This window comes from Micromonospora sp. BL1 (assembly GCF_003667485.1).
Classification (GTDB): domain Bacteria; phylum Actinomycetota; class Actinomycetes; order Mycobacteriales; family Micromonosporaceae; genus Micromonospora; species Micromonospora tulbaghiae.
Map to the genome: position 1 here is coordinate 1 of NZ_RCVK01000264.1, position 13,575 is coordinate 13,575.

Sequence of the window (13,575 nt, forward strand, 5' to 3'; positions counted from 1 at the left end):
AGCGTAGTCTCGTGGGCTCGGAGATGTGTATAAGAGGCAGATGATCCCCCGGGCGTCGCCCCGCCCGCCACCTCCGCTCGCCCCGCCCAGGAGTACGCGTGCCCGACGCCGGCCCGACCGCGGTGCTGCCGCGCCGTCCGCTGACCGTCGGCGAGCTGCTCGACGCGGCCGTGCTGCTGCTGCGCGACCAGGCCCGGGTGCTCGTCCCGCTCGCCCTCCTGCTGGCCCTCGCCGAACAGGCGGTGCTCCACCCGCTGCGGATGCTCGCCGGGACCGAACCGCCGTACTGGTGGCCGGCGGAGTTCGGCGACTCCCTTCCCGCGTACTGGCTGCTGCTGGCGGCCGGTGCCGGCACCGAGGCCGCGATCGTCGCGCTGCTCGGCGCCCCGGCCGCGCGCGGCGCCGGCGCGGCGCTGCTGGGGCGCCGTCCGGCGCCGTGGGAGCTGCTGCGCGGCGCCCGGCTCGGCGTGGCACTGCCGGCCGCCGTCCTGGTCGGGCTGACCGTCACCGCCGCCGGGCTGACCGGCCCGGGCTGGTTCCTGGCGTACGCGCTACTCGGCCTGGTGGTGCCGGTGCTGGTGCTGGACGGGGTGCCGGGGCACCTGGCGCCCTGGCGGGCGGTACGCCTGGCCGGCCGGGTCAGCGCGCGGGCCGCCGCGATCCGGCTGCTGGGCTACCTGGGCTGGTGGCTGATCCGGCTCGGCATCGGGCTGGGCCTCTACCAGGGCCTGAACATGCTGGGCCTGTTCGACGTCTCGGCCTGGGCGCTGCCCGTGACGATCGCCGCCTTCACCGCGGTGAACGCGCTGGCGTACCCGGCGCTCGCCTGCCTCGACGCGGTGCTGCACCTGGAGACCCGGATCCGCACCGAGGGGCTGGACATCCGGCTCTCCCGCGCGCCGGCCGGCGTGCCCGATCCGGTCCTGCTGGCGGCCCACCGGTGAGCCGGTGGTGGACCGAGGCGGTCGCGGCCCTCGGTGACGTGGTGCCGCTGCCGCTGGCCGCGCTGATCCTGCTGGCGGTCGCGCTGCTGGTGGCGCTGGGCTGGTATTTCTTCCCGACCTGGGTGCCCCGCCGGCTGCCCCGGTTCAGTCTCCCCCGGCTGCGGCGCCCACGGCTGCCCCGGTTCCGCCTGACCCGGTTCCGGCGGCGTGCCCGCCGGGCCCGCACCGAACCGCCGGCCGTGCGCCTGCCCGCGCCCCGGACCCCGGAACCCGCGCCGGCCGGCGGGCTCGGGCCGGCCGACCGGCTGGCGGCCGAGGGCCGGTACGCCGAGGCGGTCCGGGAGCGGCTGCGCGAGATGGTCCGGCTGCTGGTCGTCCGGCAGGTGGTGGAACCCCGCCCCGGGCTCACGGTCGTCGAGCTGACCGAGGCGGCGGCCCGCACCCGGCCGCAGGTCGGGCCGACGCTGCACGCGGCCGGGGCGATCTTCTCCGACCTCTGGTACGCCCAGCGCCCCGCGACCGCCGCGCACGACCGGCGGATGCGTGAACTCGCCACCGACCTGAGTCGCGAGCTGACCGGGGAGGAGCCGCGGTGACCGCCACAGCCGTACCGGAGACCGCGACGGCGGCGGCCACCACCCTCGCGCCGCGTCGGCGTACGTACCGGCTGCTCGTCCCGCTCGGGCTGGCCGTGCTGCTGATCGTGACCACGCTCGTGCTGCGCGCCGTCGACCGGCCCGACGCGGACGAGCCCGGTTTCCTGTCCCCGGTCGCCACCGACGACGACGGCGCCAGCCGGCTCGCCGAGGCGCTACGGACGCAGGGCGTCGCGGTACGCCGGGAGACGGACCTGACGGCGGCGCTGCGTACCGCCGGGGCGCAGCCGAGCACGCTGTTCGTGCCCGCGCCGGGGCTGGTGCACCCGGAGCTGCTCGACGGGCTGACCGCCCTGCCGCCCGGCAGCCGGCTGGTGCTCGTCGAGCCCTCCCGGCGGGTGCTCGCCGAGCTGGACACCCCGGTCGAACCGGCCGGCGGGCGCTGGGCCGCCCGGGCGGTGCCGCCCGACGCCGGCGGCACGCCGTGCCCGCTGCCCGAGGCGGTCCGGGCCGGCGCGGCCGCGATCGACCTCGAGCGGTACGCCGGGCCGGCCGAGGTGGACCACTGCTACGGCGGCGCGCTGCTGCGCGTCCCCGGCCGGGTCGAGACGGTGCTGGCCGGTGCCAGCGACCCGTTCCGCAACGACCGGATCGGCGAATGGGGCAACGAGGCCCTCGCCACCGGCCTGCTCGGCGGCGACCGCCCGCTGGTCTGGCTCGACCTGCCCGAGCCGGCGCCGGCCCCGACCGGTCCGAGCTGGTCCCCGGAGCCGTTCACCGAGGAGCCCGCCTCGAGCGGCGGCGGCCGCTCGGAACGGCCCGACCCGCCCGAGCGCGCCGACCCGCCGCGGGAGAACCCGCTCTGGGGCGCCTTCCCGCAGTGGTTCTGGGCGCTCCTGGTGCAGCTCGCCCTGGCCGGCCTGCTGGTGGTGCTGTGGCGGGCCCGCCGGCTCGGGCCGCCGGTGTCGGAGCCGCTGCCGGTGACCGTCCGGTCCGCCGAGACGGTACGCGGCCGGGCGCGGCTCTACCGCCGGGCCGGCGCCCGGGACACCGTCGCCGGGACGCTGCGCGCCGCCGCGCTGGACCGGCTGGTGACCCGGCTCAACCTCCCCCCGGGCACGCCCGACGACGAGGTGGCCGCCCGGGTCGCCGAGCGCGCCGGCGCCGACCCGGAACGGGTGGCCGGCCTGCTCTACGGCCCCGCCCCGGAGAAGGACCGCGAGCTGCTGGAGCTGGCCCGCGAACTGGACGCCCTGACCCGTACCCTGGCCCCGCATCCCAGCGAAGGAGACCCCCGGTGACCGGACCCGTCACGACCACCGCCCCGTCCGGCGCCCGCGCCGCCCTGCACCGGCTGCGTGCCGAGGTCGCCAAGGCCGTCGTCGGGCAGGACGCCGTGGTCACCGGCCTGGTGATCGCGTTGCTCTGCCGGGGGCACGTGCTGCTGGAGGGCGTACCGGGGGTGGCCAAGACGCTGCTGGTGCGGACGCTGGCCGCCGCGCTCGATCTGGACGCCAAGCGGGTGCAGTTCACCCCCGACCTGATGCCCGGCGACGTCACCGGCTCGCTGATCTTCGACCAGCGCACCGCCGCGTTCACGTTCCGGGAGGGGCCGGTCTTCACCAACCTGCTGCTCGCCGACGAGATCAACCGCACCCCGCCCAAGACGCAGTCGGCGCTGCTGGAGGTGATGGAGGAGCGGCAGGTGTCCGTCGAGGGCGAGCGCCGTCCGCTGCCCGACCCGTTCATCGTCGCGGCCACCCAGAACCCGGTCGAGTACGAGGGCACCTACCCGCTGCCCGAGGCGCAGCTCGACCGTTTCCTGCTCAAGCTGACGGTGCCGCTGCCGGAGCGGGAGGAGGAGCTGGGTGTGCTGCGCGCGCACCACGCCGGCTTCGACCCGCGCGACCTGCGTGCCGCGGGCGTACGCCCGGTGGCCGACGCGTCGGACCTGGCCGCCGCCCGGGCCGAGGTGCGGATGGTGCACGTGGCCGAGCCGGTGCTCGGCTACATCGTGGACCTGTGCCGGGGCACCCGGTCCGCCCCGGCGCTGGAGCTGGGCGCGTCCCCGCGGGGCGCCACCGCGCTGCTCAACGCCGCGAAGGCGTGGTCCTGGCTGGCCGGCCGCGACCACGTCACCCCGGACGACGTGAAGGCGGTCGCCCGGCCCACGCTGCGGCACCGGCTGCGCCCGCGTCCGGAGGCGGAGCTGGAGGGCGTCACGGTCGACGCCGTGCTGGACTCGGTGCTGGCCACCGTGCCGACGCCGCGATGACCTGGCGGGCGGGTCTGCTGCTCGGCGTGGGCGCGCTGACCCTGCCGGCCTGGCCGGCGCCGTTCCTCGGCGTCGCCGTGCTGACCGCGGCGGTGCTGCTGCTGGTGCTGCTCGACCGGGCGATGGCGGTCCCGCCGGACGCGCTCACGGTGACCCGCTCCGGCGAGCGGACGGTCCGCCTCGGCGGCACCGCCACCGTCACGCTGCACCTGGCCAACCCGACCGACCGCACGCTGTACGCCCAGGTACGCGACGCCTGGGTGCCCTCGGCCGGGGCGCGCCCCGACGTGCCGCCGGATCACCTGCTCACCGTGCCGCCCGGTGGCACCGCCACGCTGCCGGTCCGGCTCACCCCGACCCGGCGCGGCGACCGGCCGGCGGTGGCGCTGACCGTACGCTCGCTCGGGCCGATGCGCCTGGGCGCCCGGCAGCGCGCCGGGGCACCCGCCACACCGCAGTGGACGCTGCGGGTGCTGCCGCGCTTCGACTCGCGCCGGCACCTGCCGGAGAAGCTGGCCCGGCTGCGGGTCATCGACGGTGTGCAGGTCACCCGGGGGCGCGGTCACGGCACCGAGTTCGACACGCTCCGCGAGTACGCGGTGGGCGACGACGTCCGCTCGATCGACTGGCGGGGTAGCGCCCGCCGGGCCGACGTGCTGGTGCGCACGTGGCGCCCGGAGCGGGACCGCCGCCTGGTCTGCGTCCTGGACACCGGCCGCACGTCGGCGGTACGCCTCGGCGACGAGCCCCGGCTCGACACCGCCATCGACGCGGCGCTGCTGCTCACCGCGCTCGCCGCCCGGGCCGGTGACCGGGTGGACCTGCTGGCGGCGGACACCGAGATCCGGGCCCGGGTGACCGGCAGCGGCCGGCCGGCGCTGCTCGCCCGGCTGGTCGACGCGGTGGCGCCGTTGCAGCCCGCGCTGGCCGAGACCGACTTCGAGCTGATCGCCGCCGAGGTGCTGCGCCGGGAGCGGCAGCGCAGCCTGGTGGTGCTGTTCACCGCGCTGGAGGCGGGCGCGATCGGCGAAGGGCTGCTGCCGGTGCTGCCCCGGCTGGCGACCCGGCACCGGGTGGTGCTGGCCGCCGCCGGTGACCCGGTGCTGAACCGGCTCGCCACCGCCACCCCGGCCGGCCCGGACGACCCGTACGCGGCCGCGTCGGCGTGGCGGGCGCTGGCCGAACGGGACCGGGTGCGCGCCGCCCTGTCGCGCTACGGGGTGACCGTGGTGGACGTGCCGGGGCACCGGCTGGCCCCGGCCGTCGCCGACACCTATCTGCGGCTCAAGTCCCTCGGCCAGCTCTGACCGCGCGCCGGCCGAGCACCAGCGCGTACGCCAGGAACGCCAGCCACACGGCGGCGCCGGCGGCCACCCGCAGCGGGATCGGCACCGGCGCCGGGGTCACGAACGCCTCGATCAGCGCGGAGACCGCGAAGACGCCGACCAGGCCGGCCGCGACCACGGCGGCGAGCCGTCCCGCCTCGGCGACCGCCCGGCCGCGCCCGAGGTGCGCGGGCGGGGCGATCCACGCCCAGGCGGTCCGCAGTCCGACCCCGGCGGCGACGAAGATGCCGGTCAGCTCCAGCAGCCCGTGCGGGGTGATCATGCCGAAGAAGACGTCCGCCCGGCCGTAGGAGATCATCACGCCGCCGACCACGCCGATGTTGAGCGCGTTCTGCCACAGCAGCCAGAGCACCGGGATCACGAGCACGCCGGCGGCCAGGCACTGGGCGGCCAGCCAGGCGTTGTGCGTCCACAGGTGGAACGCGAACGTGGGCGCGGCGAACTCGGTGTAGTAGCCGGCGAAACCGGAGTCCACGAGCTGCCGCGCCGCCTCGGGGCCGACGAACGCGGCGGCGGTGTCCGGGTTGCCCGCGACGAACCAGATGAGGAAGGCGCTCAGGGCGCTGAACGCCGTGGCCACGCCGCACCACCAGGGCCAGGCCCGGTAGAGGGCGGCGGGCAGGTCGGCGGCCAGGAACCGGCCCACCGCCGCCCAGGACGGCCGGGGACGGCCGGTGACCCGGGCGCGAGCCGCGAGGACCAGGTGGGACAGGCGGTTCACCAGCGCCGGCTCGGGCGCCCGGGCGCGCAGCGCGGAGAGGTGCGTGGCGCTGCGTTGGTAGAGCGCCACCAGTTCGTCGACCTCGGCCGCGTCGAGGCGACGCCGGCCGGTCAGGTGTTCCAGCCGCCGCCATTCGGCGCCGTGCTCGGCCACGTACGCGTCGAGATCCACTCACCCTCCCCCGTTCGGCGTCCATGGTGTTCACTGTCGGGGTGCGTGCGCAACCTCCCCCACCGCCCCGTTGGGCCGACGCCGGTCTGGTCAGCGGCGAGGCGGTGGAGCTGGACGTCCGGGTGGCCCGGCTGGGCTCCCGGGTGCTCGCCCTGCTGATCGACGCCGTGATCCAGCTCGCGCTGTTCCTGGTGCTCGGCGCGGTGCTGGCGATGGTCGCGCTCGCCCTGCTGGGCGACGTCCTCGACACCGCGCTGGCCGGCGCGCTCCAGACCCTGCTGCTGGTGCTGGTCCTGCTCGGCTATCCGGTGGTGATGGAACGCTTCGCCGGTGGCCGGACGGTGGGCAAGCTGGCCGTGGGGCTGCGCGTGGTGCGGGCCGACGGCGGCCCGGTGGGGGTGGGCCAGTCGCTGACCCGGGCGCTCGTCGGCGTCGCGGTGGAGTGGCCCGGTCTGGTGCTGCCGCTGCTGAGCTGGGTCGCGAGCGTCACGGTGATGCTCACCGACCCGCGCGGCCGGCGGCTGGGCGACCTGGTCGCCGGCACGCTCGTGGTGCACAGCCGGGGCGCCGCGCTGTGGCGGCCGCTGCCGCCGGCTCCGCCGCCGCTGCTGGCCTGGGCGACCACGCTCGACCTGACCCGGTTGGGCGACGGGCTGGCGCTGGCCGCCCGGCAGTACCTGGACCGGCTGCCCCAGCTCGCCGAGCCGGACCGTTTCCGGCTGGGCCGGGCGCTGTGGGCGGAGGTCGCTGCGGTCACCTCGCCGCCTCCGCCGTGGGCCGCGCCGGACTCGGTCTACCTGTCGGCCGTGCTGGCCGAGCGGGGGCGCCGCGCCGCGCTCCGGCTGGGCCGGACCCGGACGGTCACCGCCGCGCTCTGGCCGGAGCTGGTCCCGGCCCCGGCCACGGTGCCGCACGCCGTCGCGCCGGCCGCCCTGCGTCCCGCCGCGCCGGTCGACGGCCGGTTGCGGTCCGCCGTCCCGGACGCGGGCCCCGATCCGGTACGCCGCTGAGCCGGGCTCAGGCGAACAGCGCCCGCCCCCACCAGTCGGCGGCGTCGCGTACGCCGGGCGGGCAGGCGAACAGGCCGCTGGAGACGTGCCGCAGGTACTCGTTCATCGCGTCGTTGCGGGCCAGCCGGGTCTGGATCGGCACGAACTGCCGGCGCGGATCCCGCTGGTAGGCGATGAAGAACAGACCGGCGTCGAGCCGGCCCAGCCCGTCCGAGCCGTCCACGAAGTTGTAGCCGCGGCGCAGCAGGCGGGCGCCGTCGTTCTGGTCCGGGTGGGCCAGCCGTACGTGCGCGGTGTCGGCGATGAGCGGCTCGCCGTCGTCGCCCTTCGCGGCGAAGTCCGGCTCGTCGAACTCGTCGCGGCGGCCCAGCGGCGCGCCGCTGCCCTTGGTCCGGCCGACGATCGTCTCCTGCTCGGCCAGCGGGCTGCGGTCCCACGTCTCGATCAGCATCCGGATCTTCCGGGTGACCAGGTAGGAGCCGCCGGTCATCCAGTCCGGACCGTCGCCGGACTGCACCCAGAGCTGGTCGCGGAGCAGGCCGGCGTCCTCGGCCTTGAGGTTGGCGGTGCCGTCCTTGAAGCCGAACAGGTTGCGCGGTGTGGCCTGGTCCCGCGACGTCGACGAGGTACGCCCGAAGCCGAGCTGCGACCAGCGGACGCTCACCACGCCCATGCCGATCCGGGCCAGGTTGCGGATGGCGTGCACGGCCACCTGCGGATCGTTGGCGCAGGCCTGGACGCAGAGGTCGCCGCCGGACAGCTCCGGCCGCAGCGCGTCCCCGGCGAAGTGCGGCAGGTCGGCGAGGGCGGCCGGACGCCGGGCGGCGATGCCGAAGCGGTCGCGGCCCTGCGCGTCGCGGAACAGCGACGGACCGAATCCGACGGTGAGGGTGAGCTGCGACGGGGGCAGTCCGAGCGCCTCGCCGGTGTCGTCCGGCGGGGCCTCCGGCATGCCGCCGACCGCGCCGATGACCCCGGCGTCCTTACCGGCGGTCATCCGGGCCGCGGCGGCGGTCCACTCCTGGAGCATCGCGACCAGCCGGTCCCGGTCCTTGGTGACCACGTCGAACGCGACGAAGTGCAGCCGGTCCTGGGCGGGGGTGGTGATGCCGGCCTGGTGCTCGCCGAGGAACGGCACGGAACCGGCCGCCGATCCGGTGGCGGAGGCCTCGTTCCCGCCGGCGAGCAGGGCGCCCGCGCCGCCCGCCACCCCGGCGACGCCTGCCACGCCGACGCCGGCCAGGGTCATCGCGCGGCGTCGGGACAGGCCGCGGCAGGTCCGCCGGTTGTTCGGCTCGCTCGTCGCGTCGCCTCCGGCCGGGCCGGTCATCGCGCGACGGCCGCCGCGACCTTGCTGACCGGCTCGGCCAGCGCGTTGACCGCGTCCGACAGCTCCTTCAGCTCGGCCTTGCCGAGCTGGGTGTGCAGCTTCCAGCCGTCGCCGGCCCGGTGCCTGCCGAGGATGGTCTCCACGTTCGCGAACTCGCTGTCGAGCTGCTTGACCAGGTCGGGTGCGCGCTGCTCCAGCGCCGGGCGCAGCGCGGCGATCGCCGCCTTCGAGCCCTCCAGGTTGGCGTTGAAGTCCCACAGGTCGGTGTGCGAGTAGCGCTCCTCCTCGCCGGTGATCTTGCCGCTGGCGACCTCGTCGAGCAGCGCCTTGGCACCGTTGGCGAGCTGGAGCGGGGTGAGCTTCTCGGCGTCCGCCTTGGCGACGATCGCCTTCACGTCGACCAGGAGCCGGTCGGCGATCGCGCCGTCGGAGCTCACGTCCCCGGTGGTCCAGAGGTCCTTCTCGATCCGGTGGAAGCCGGTGAACTCCATGCCCTCCTCGACCACCTCCTCGCGGCCGTCGATCTTCGGGTCGAGGTCGCCGAAGCTCTCCGCGACCGGCTCGATCCGCTCCCAGTAGGTGCGGGCCACCGGGTACAGCGCCTTGGCCTTCGCCACGTCGTTCGCCTTGACCGCCGCCACGAACTCCTCGGTCTTCGTCAGCAGCGCGGCGGTCTGGCTGCGCACGTACCGCTGGTAGCTCTCGGTGGCCTGGGTCAGCGCGGCGTCCGGGGCGACAGTCGCCGCGGTGCCGGAGACCTTCAGCGCGCCCCGGATGCCCCGGCCGCTCATCCCCGGCTTGCAGGCCGTCTCGTACGTGCCGGCGGTCAGCTCGACCCGCAGCTCGCGGCTGAGGCCGGGGGCGATGTTCTCCACCTCGCCCATCACCCGGTCACCGGCCGCGTAGACGTAGAACTCGTTGACCTTGGAACCGGTGTTCGTCACCTTGAAGGTCACCTGACCGGCGTCGATCTCGGTGTCGCCGACCTCGCAGACGGTGTCGGTGGCCTTGACGGCGATCGGCCCGCCGTTCGTGGCGTCGGCGTCGTCACCGCCCCCGCAGCCGGCCAGTCCGGCGACGGCGAGCAGCCCGGCGGCGGCGGGCGCGACGAGTCGAGTGGTACGCATCGTGCGGGGTCTCCTCGGGAACGGGCGGGTCAGGAGCGGGGGGACGGGACGGCGGCGACGTCGGCCGGCACCGGCTCGGCGGGCGGCGTCGGGTGAGCGGGCTCGGCGGACTTCGCGGGCTGGGACGGCTTGCGCAGGAAGAGGACGAGCACCGGCACCGCGTACGCGACCCAGGCGACCAGCTCCAGCACCGTCGGCGCGGCGGTGACGTTGAACATGCCGGCGAGCAGCGCGCCGTACCAGGAGCCCGGGTCGAGCGTGGTGGAGATGTCGAATGCGAGGTCGTTCAGGCCGGGCAGCACGCCGGCCTCCTGGAAGTCGTGCACGCCGTACTTGAGGATGCCGGCGGCGACCAGGATGAGCAGCGCGCCGGTCCAGGTGAAGAACCGGCTCAGGTTGATCCGTACCGCGCTGCGGTAGAGCAGGAATCCGATCACGACGGCGGTGGCGATGCCGCCGGCCAGGGCGAGCAGCGATCCGGGCCCGGTGCCGCCGGCCGCGCTCTCGGCCGCGGCGTAGAAGATCAGCGCGGTCTCCAGGCCCTCGCGGATCACGGCGAGGAACGCCATGCCGGCCACGGCCAGGGAACCGACCGCGAGCGCGTCGGTGAGCTTGCCGCGCAGCTCACCGGCGATGGTGCGGGCGGCCCGGCGCATCCAGAAGATCATCCAGGTCACGAAGACCACGGCGGCGACCGAGGTGACCGCCTCGAACAGCTCGCGCGACTCGGAGGTGCGCAGCAGCGAGGTGGACGTGTACTGGATCAGGGAGCCGAAGCCGACGGAGAGCGCCACGGCCAGGCCGACGCCGGCCCACACCTGCGGCAGCCGGTCCCGGCGCTGCGACTTGACCAGGAAGGCGACGAGGATGCTGACCACGAGCGTCGCTTCCAGGCCCTCGCGCAGGCCGATCAGGTACGTGGCGAACATCAGCACTCCGTCGTCGCTTAGTTAGGGCAGGCATACCTTGCTCCTGTTCACAGCAAACGTCAAGCTGATCCGGGTAACGTCACCCGGTTCGACACCCGCCGGCCTTCCCCCGTACGCGAAAAAGGACCGGGACGGCCGCGCGGCGGCCGAACCCGGTCCCTTCTCCGAACGTGGAACTCAGTAGCGGTAGTGGTCCGACTTGAACGGGCCCTCCGGGGAGACGCCCAGGTAGGCGGCCTGCTCCTTGGTCAGCGTGGTCAGCTTCGCGCCGAGCGCGTCCAGGTGCAGCCGGGCGACCTTCTCGTCCAGGTGCTTGGGCAGCACGTAGACGCCGATCGGGTATTCCTCGGTCTTGGTGAACAGCTCGATCTGGGCGATCGTCTGGTTGGCGAACGAGTTCGACATCACGAAGCTCGGGTGGCCGGTCGCGTTGCCCAGGTTCAGCAGGCGGCCCTCGGAGAGCACGATGATGGCGTGGCCGTCGTCGAAGCGCCACACGTCGACCTGCGGCTTGATGTTCTCCCGGGTCACGTCGCTGCGCTTGGCCAGGCCGGCCATGTCGATCTCGTTGTCGAAGTGGCCGATGTTGCCCACGATGGCCTGGTGCTTCATCCGGGCCATGTGCTCGTTGGTGATGACGTCGAAGCAGCCGGTCGCGGTGATGAAGATGTCGGCCTGCTCCACCACGTCGTCCAGCGTGGCGACCTGGTAGCCGTCCATCGCCGCCTGGAGCGCGCAGATCGGGTCGACCTCGGTCACCACGACCCGGGCGCCCTGGCCGCGCAGCGACTCGGCGCAGCCCTTGCCCACGTCGCCGTAGCCCATGACGACAGCCATCTTGCCGCCGATCAGCACGTCGGTGGCGCGGTTGATGCCGTCGATGAGCGAGTGGCGGCAGCCGTACTTGTTGTCGAACTTGCTCTTGGTCACCGAGTCGTTGACGTTGATGGCCGGGAAGAGCAGCGTGCCGGCGCGGTGCATCTCGTAGAGCCGGTGCACACCGGTGGTGGTCTCCTCGGTCACGCCCTTGATGCCGGCGGCGATCCGGGTCCAGCGCTGGCCGTCCTCGGCCAGCGAGCGGTGCAGCAGTTCGAGGATGACCGCGTACTCCTCGCTGTCGGCGGACTCGACCGGCGGCACGACGCCGGCCTTCTCGAACTCGGCGCCCTTGTGGACGAGCAGGGTGGCGTCGCCACCGTCGTCGAGGATCATGTTCGGGCCCTGGCCGTCCGGCCAGTTGAGCACCTGCTCGGTGCACCACCAGTACTCCGGCAGCGTCTCGCCCTTCCAGGCGTAGACCGGCACGCCGGCCGGGGCCTCGGGGGTGCCCTCGGGGCCGACCACCATCGCCGCGGCGGCGTGGTCCTGGGTGGAGAAGATGTTGCAGGACGCCCAGCGGACCTGCGCGCCGAGCGCGACCAGGGTCTCGATCAGGACGGCGGTCTGAACGGTCATGTGCAGCGAACCGGTGATGCGGGCGCCGGCCAGCGGCTGGGCCTCGGCGAACTCACGCCGGATCGCCATCAGGCCGGGCATCTCGTGCTCGGCGAGCCGGATCTCCTTGCGCCCGAACGCGGCGAGCGACAGATCCGCCACCTTGTAGTCGCCCTCGGCGAGGGTGCTCGGCCGGGCCTGCGACGACGCGCCGCTGGAGGCCGCCGGGAGGGTGCTGGTCATGGAAGCTCCTGTCGAACGATGGTGGTGCGCAGCCTTCCACCTTACGCTCGCGGGCCACTCGGCCCGTGCCCGGTTGGCCGACCGCGCAATCGGCCGGTCGGCGGACAGCGCACGGGGCGGTCGGTCGTGAGCGGACTTTCCACTCACGGCCCGGCCGCCCCGCGCATCCCCCCGGTTTGGTTCCCCCGCACGTCACCGGACCTTCGTCGCGACAACGCTGCGTACCCATAGAGTCACACCACGCAGCGTGACCGTCAAGCTATTTCGGGAAAGTCGGACTTGTGCGGATCAGTGCATGCCGCAAGTGGCGACGAACCCCTCGCCCGCGCCGCCCACCGTGAGCGGGCCACCGGCCGCCGTGCCGACCGCGGCCTGACCCGCGTCCAGCGTGACCACACCCACGCCGTCGTCCACGGTCAGCTTCCCGGCCCGGCAGAGCACTACCCGCGGCCCGGGCAGCGTCAGCCGCACCCCCGGCGACCCGGCGGCCACCTCGACCCGGTGCAGCGCGAAGTCCTCCACCGGCACCGGCCAGGTCTGCACCCCCGGCTCCACCTGCTCGGGCCGCAGCACCGGCTGGGTCAGCACCTCGAACCGGAGCACCCGCAGCAGCTCGGCCACGTCGACCCGCTTCGGGGTCAGCCCACCGCGCAGCACGTTGTCACTGGCCGCCATGATCTCGACGCCGGTGCCGCGCAGGTAGGCGTGCAGGTTCCCGGCCGGCATCCAGATGCCCTCGCCGGGCGCCAGCCGGACGTGGTGCAGCAGCAACGCCACCACCACGCCCGGGTCGGCCGGATAGCCCGACGCCAGCGTGCGGACCAGCTCGGCGTCCGCCGAGGCCGGCCCGGCCTCCGCCGCCGCCAGCACGGCCGCCACCAGCCCGGCGCGCTCCGCCTGGGGCCAGCTCAACAGCAGACGTACCGCCTCCCGCAGCCCCGCCGGCCCGTCGCGCAACGCTGCCACCACGGGCTCCAACGCGGGTACGCCGAACGCGGCGATCGCCGCCGCCGACTCCCCCGGATCGCGGAAGCCGCACAGCGCGTCGAAGTCCGAGAGCGCCACCAGCAACTCCGGCTTGTGGTACGGGTCGACGTAGTTGACCCGCCCCACGTCGGCGGCGTGCCCGGCGCGGGCCTGCTCGGCGTCCGGATGGGCCTGGAGGCTCAGCGGCGCGTCGGCGGCGAGCACCTTCAGCAGGAACGGCAGCCGGGTGCCGAACCGGCCGACCAGCCGCTCACCCAGCCAGTGGCCCGGCTCGGCCACCAGCAGTTCGGTGAGACTGACCGGCCGGCCGTCCCGCTGCACGGTGGCCGGAGCGCCCGGGTGGGCGCCCAGCCACAGCTCCGCCTCCGGCCCGTTGCTCGGCACCGGCCGCCCCTGCAACTCGGCGATCGCGGTGCGCGAACCCCAGGCGTAGTCACGGATCCGGCCCTGCAACAACTCCAT

Annotated in this window: 12 protein-coding genes; 6 read left to right on the forward strand and 6 right to left on the reverse strand. The window is 74.9% G+C overall.

Annotated features, from left to right (window positions below):
- Positions 1-98 precede the first annotated feature (98 nt).
- Genes EAD96_RS18530 through EAD96_RS18550 form a run of 5 tightly spaced genes read left to right on the forward strand, consistent with a single transcriptional unit; the run spans position 99 to position 5,122 of the window.
- On the forward strand, positions 99-944 hold the full coding sequence (locus EAD96_RS18530) for a hypothetical protein (RefSeq protein WP_121685185.1): 846 nt from the start codon (positions 99-101) through the stop codon (positions 942-944).
- Positions 941-1,540, forward strand: coding sequence for a DUF4129 domain-containing protein (locus tag EAD96_RS18535; protein ID WP_121685186.1), 600 nt, complete (start codon positions 941-943; stop codon positions 1,538-1,540). The genes EAD96_RS18530 and EAD96_RS18535 overlap by 4 nt, the downstream gene beginning before the upstream one ends.
- Positions 1,537-2,841: a DUF4350 domain-containing protein gene (locus EAD96_RS18540; protein ID WP_121685187.1), complete on the forward strand. Its 1,305-nt coding sequence runs from the start codon at positions 1,537-1,539 to the stop codon at positions 2,839-2,841. Before EAD96_RS18535 ends, EAD96_RS18540 begins: the two co-directional genes overlap by 4 nt.
- On the forward strand, positions 2,838-3,815 hold the full coding sequence (locus tag EAD96_RS18545) for a MoxR family ATPase (RefSeq protein ID WP_013284206.1): 978 nt from the start codon (positions 2,838-2,840) through the stop codon (positions 3,813-3,815). The genes EAD96_RS18540 and EAD96_RS18545 overlap by 4 nt, the downstream gene beginning before the upstream one ends.
- The gene (locus EAD96_RS18550) at positions 3,812-5,122 is read left to right on the forward strand and encodes a DUF58 domain-containing protein (RefSeq protein WP_121685188.1); all 1,311 of its coding nucleotides are present in this window, start codon (positions 3,812-3,814) and stop codon (positions 5,120-5,122) included. The genes EAD96_RS18545 and EAD96_RS18550 overlap by 4 nt, the downstream gene beginning before the upstream one ends.
- Here the strand turns inward: EAD96_RS18550 and EAD96_RS18555 are convergent.
- Entirely contained in the window at positions 5,100-6,053 is a 954-nt protein-coding gene (locus EAD96_RS18555; RefSeq protein ID WP_120571515.1) for a stage II sporulation protein M, read from the reverse strand. The genes EAD96_RS18550 and EAD96_RS18555 overlap by 23 nt on opposite strands.
- Positions 6,054-6,094: 41 nt before the next feature.
- On the opposite strand from EAD96_RS18555, the gene EAD96_RS18560 reads away from it, so the two are divergent.
- Entirely contained in the window at positions 6,095-7,063 is a 969-nt protein-coding gene (locus tag EAD96_RS18560; protein WP_233585961.1) for an RDD family protein, read from the forward strand.
- A 7-nt stretch (positions 7,064-7,070) separates the two neighbouring features.
- Here the strand turns inward: EAD96_RS18560 and efeB are convergent, their stop codons facing one another.
- The 5 genes from efeB to manA all read right to left on the reverse strand — a co-directional run bounded on the left by efeB (position 7,071) and on the right by manA (position 13,575).
- Entirely contained in the window at positions 7,071-8,393 is a 1,323-nt protein-coding gene (efeB, locus tag EAD96_RS18565; RefSeq protein WP_121685190.1) for an iron uptake transporter deferrochelatase/peroxidase subunit, read from the reverse strand.
- Positions 8,390-9,520, reverse strand: a complete 1,131-nt coding sequence (gene efeO / locus EAD96_RS18570; RefSeq protein ID WP_121685191.1) for an iron uptake system protein EfeO — start codon at positions 9,518-9,520, stop codon at positions 8,390-8,392. Before efeO ends, efeB begins: the two co-directional genes overlap by 4 nt.
- A gap of 29 nt (positions 9,521-9,549) precedes the next feature.
- The gene (efeU, locus tag EAD96_RS18575; protein WP_121685214.1) at positions 9,550-10,449 is read right to left on the reverse strand and encodes an iron uptake transporter permease EfeU; all 900 of its coding nucleotides are present in this window, start codon (positions 10,447-10,449) and stop codon (positions 9,550-9,552) included.
- Positions 10,450-10,626: 177 nt separating this feature from the next.
- The gene (gene ahcY / locus EAD96_RS18580; RefSeq protein WP_121685192.1) at positions 10,627-12,126 is read right to left on the reverse strand and encodes an adenosylhomocysteinase; all 1,500 of its coding nucleotides are present in this window, start codon (positions 12,124-12,126) and stop codon (positions 10,627-10,629) included.
- 288 nt (positions 12,127-12,414) lie between these two features.
- Positions 12,415-13,575: a mannose-6-phosphate isomerase, class I gene (gene manA / locus EAD96_RS18585; protein ID WP_121685193.1), complete on the reverse strand. Its 1,161-nt coding sequence runs from the start codon at positions 13,573-13,575 to the stop codon at positions 12,415-12,417.

Excerpts from the sequence above, each read along its gene's own strand:
- efeO (WP_121685191.1), bottom strand. The coding sequence starts at position 9,520 with ATGCGTACCACTCGACTCGTCGCGCCCGCCGCCGCCGGGCTGCTCGCC.
- efeB (WP_121685190.1), bottom strand. The coding sequence starts at position 8,393 with ATGACCGGCCCGGCCGGAGGCGACGCGACGAGCGAGCCGAACAACCGG.
- manA (WP_121685193.1), bottom strand. The coding sequence starts at position 13,575 with ATGGAGTTGTTGCAGGGCCGGATCCGTGACTACGCCTGGGGTTCGCGC.
- ahcY (WP_121685192.1), bottom strand. The coding sequence starts at position 12,126 with ATGACCAGCACCCTCCCGGCGGCCTCCAGCGGCGCGTCGTCGCAGGCC.
- EAD96_RS18550 (WP_121685188.1), top strand. The coding sequence starts at position 3,812 with ATGACCTGGCGGGCGGGTCTGCTGCTCGGCGTGGGCGCGCTGACCCTG.
- efeU (WP_121685214.1), bottom strand. The coding sequence starts at position 10,449 with ATGTTCGCCACGTACCTGATCGGCCTGCGCGAGGGCCTGGAAGCGACG.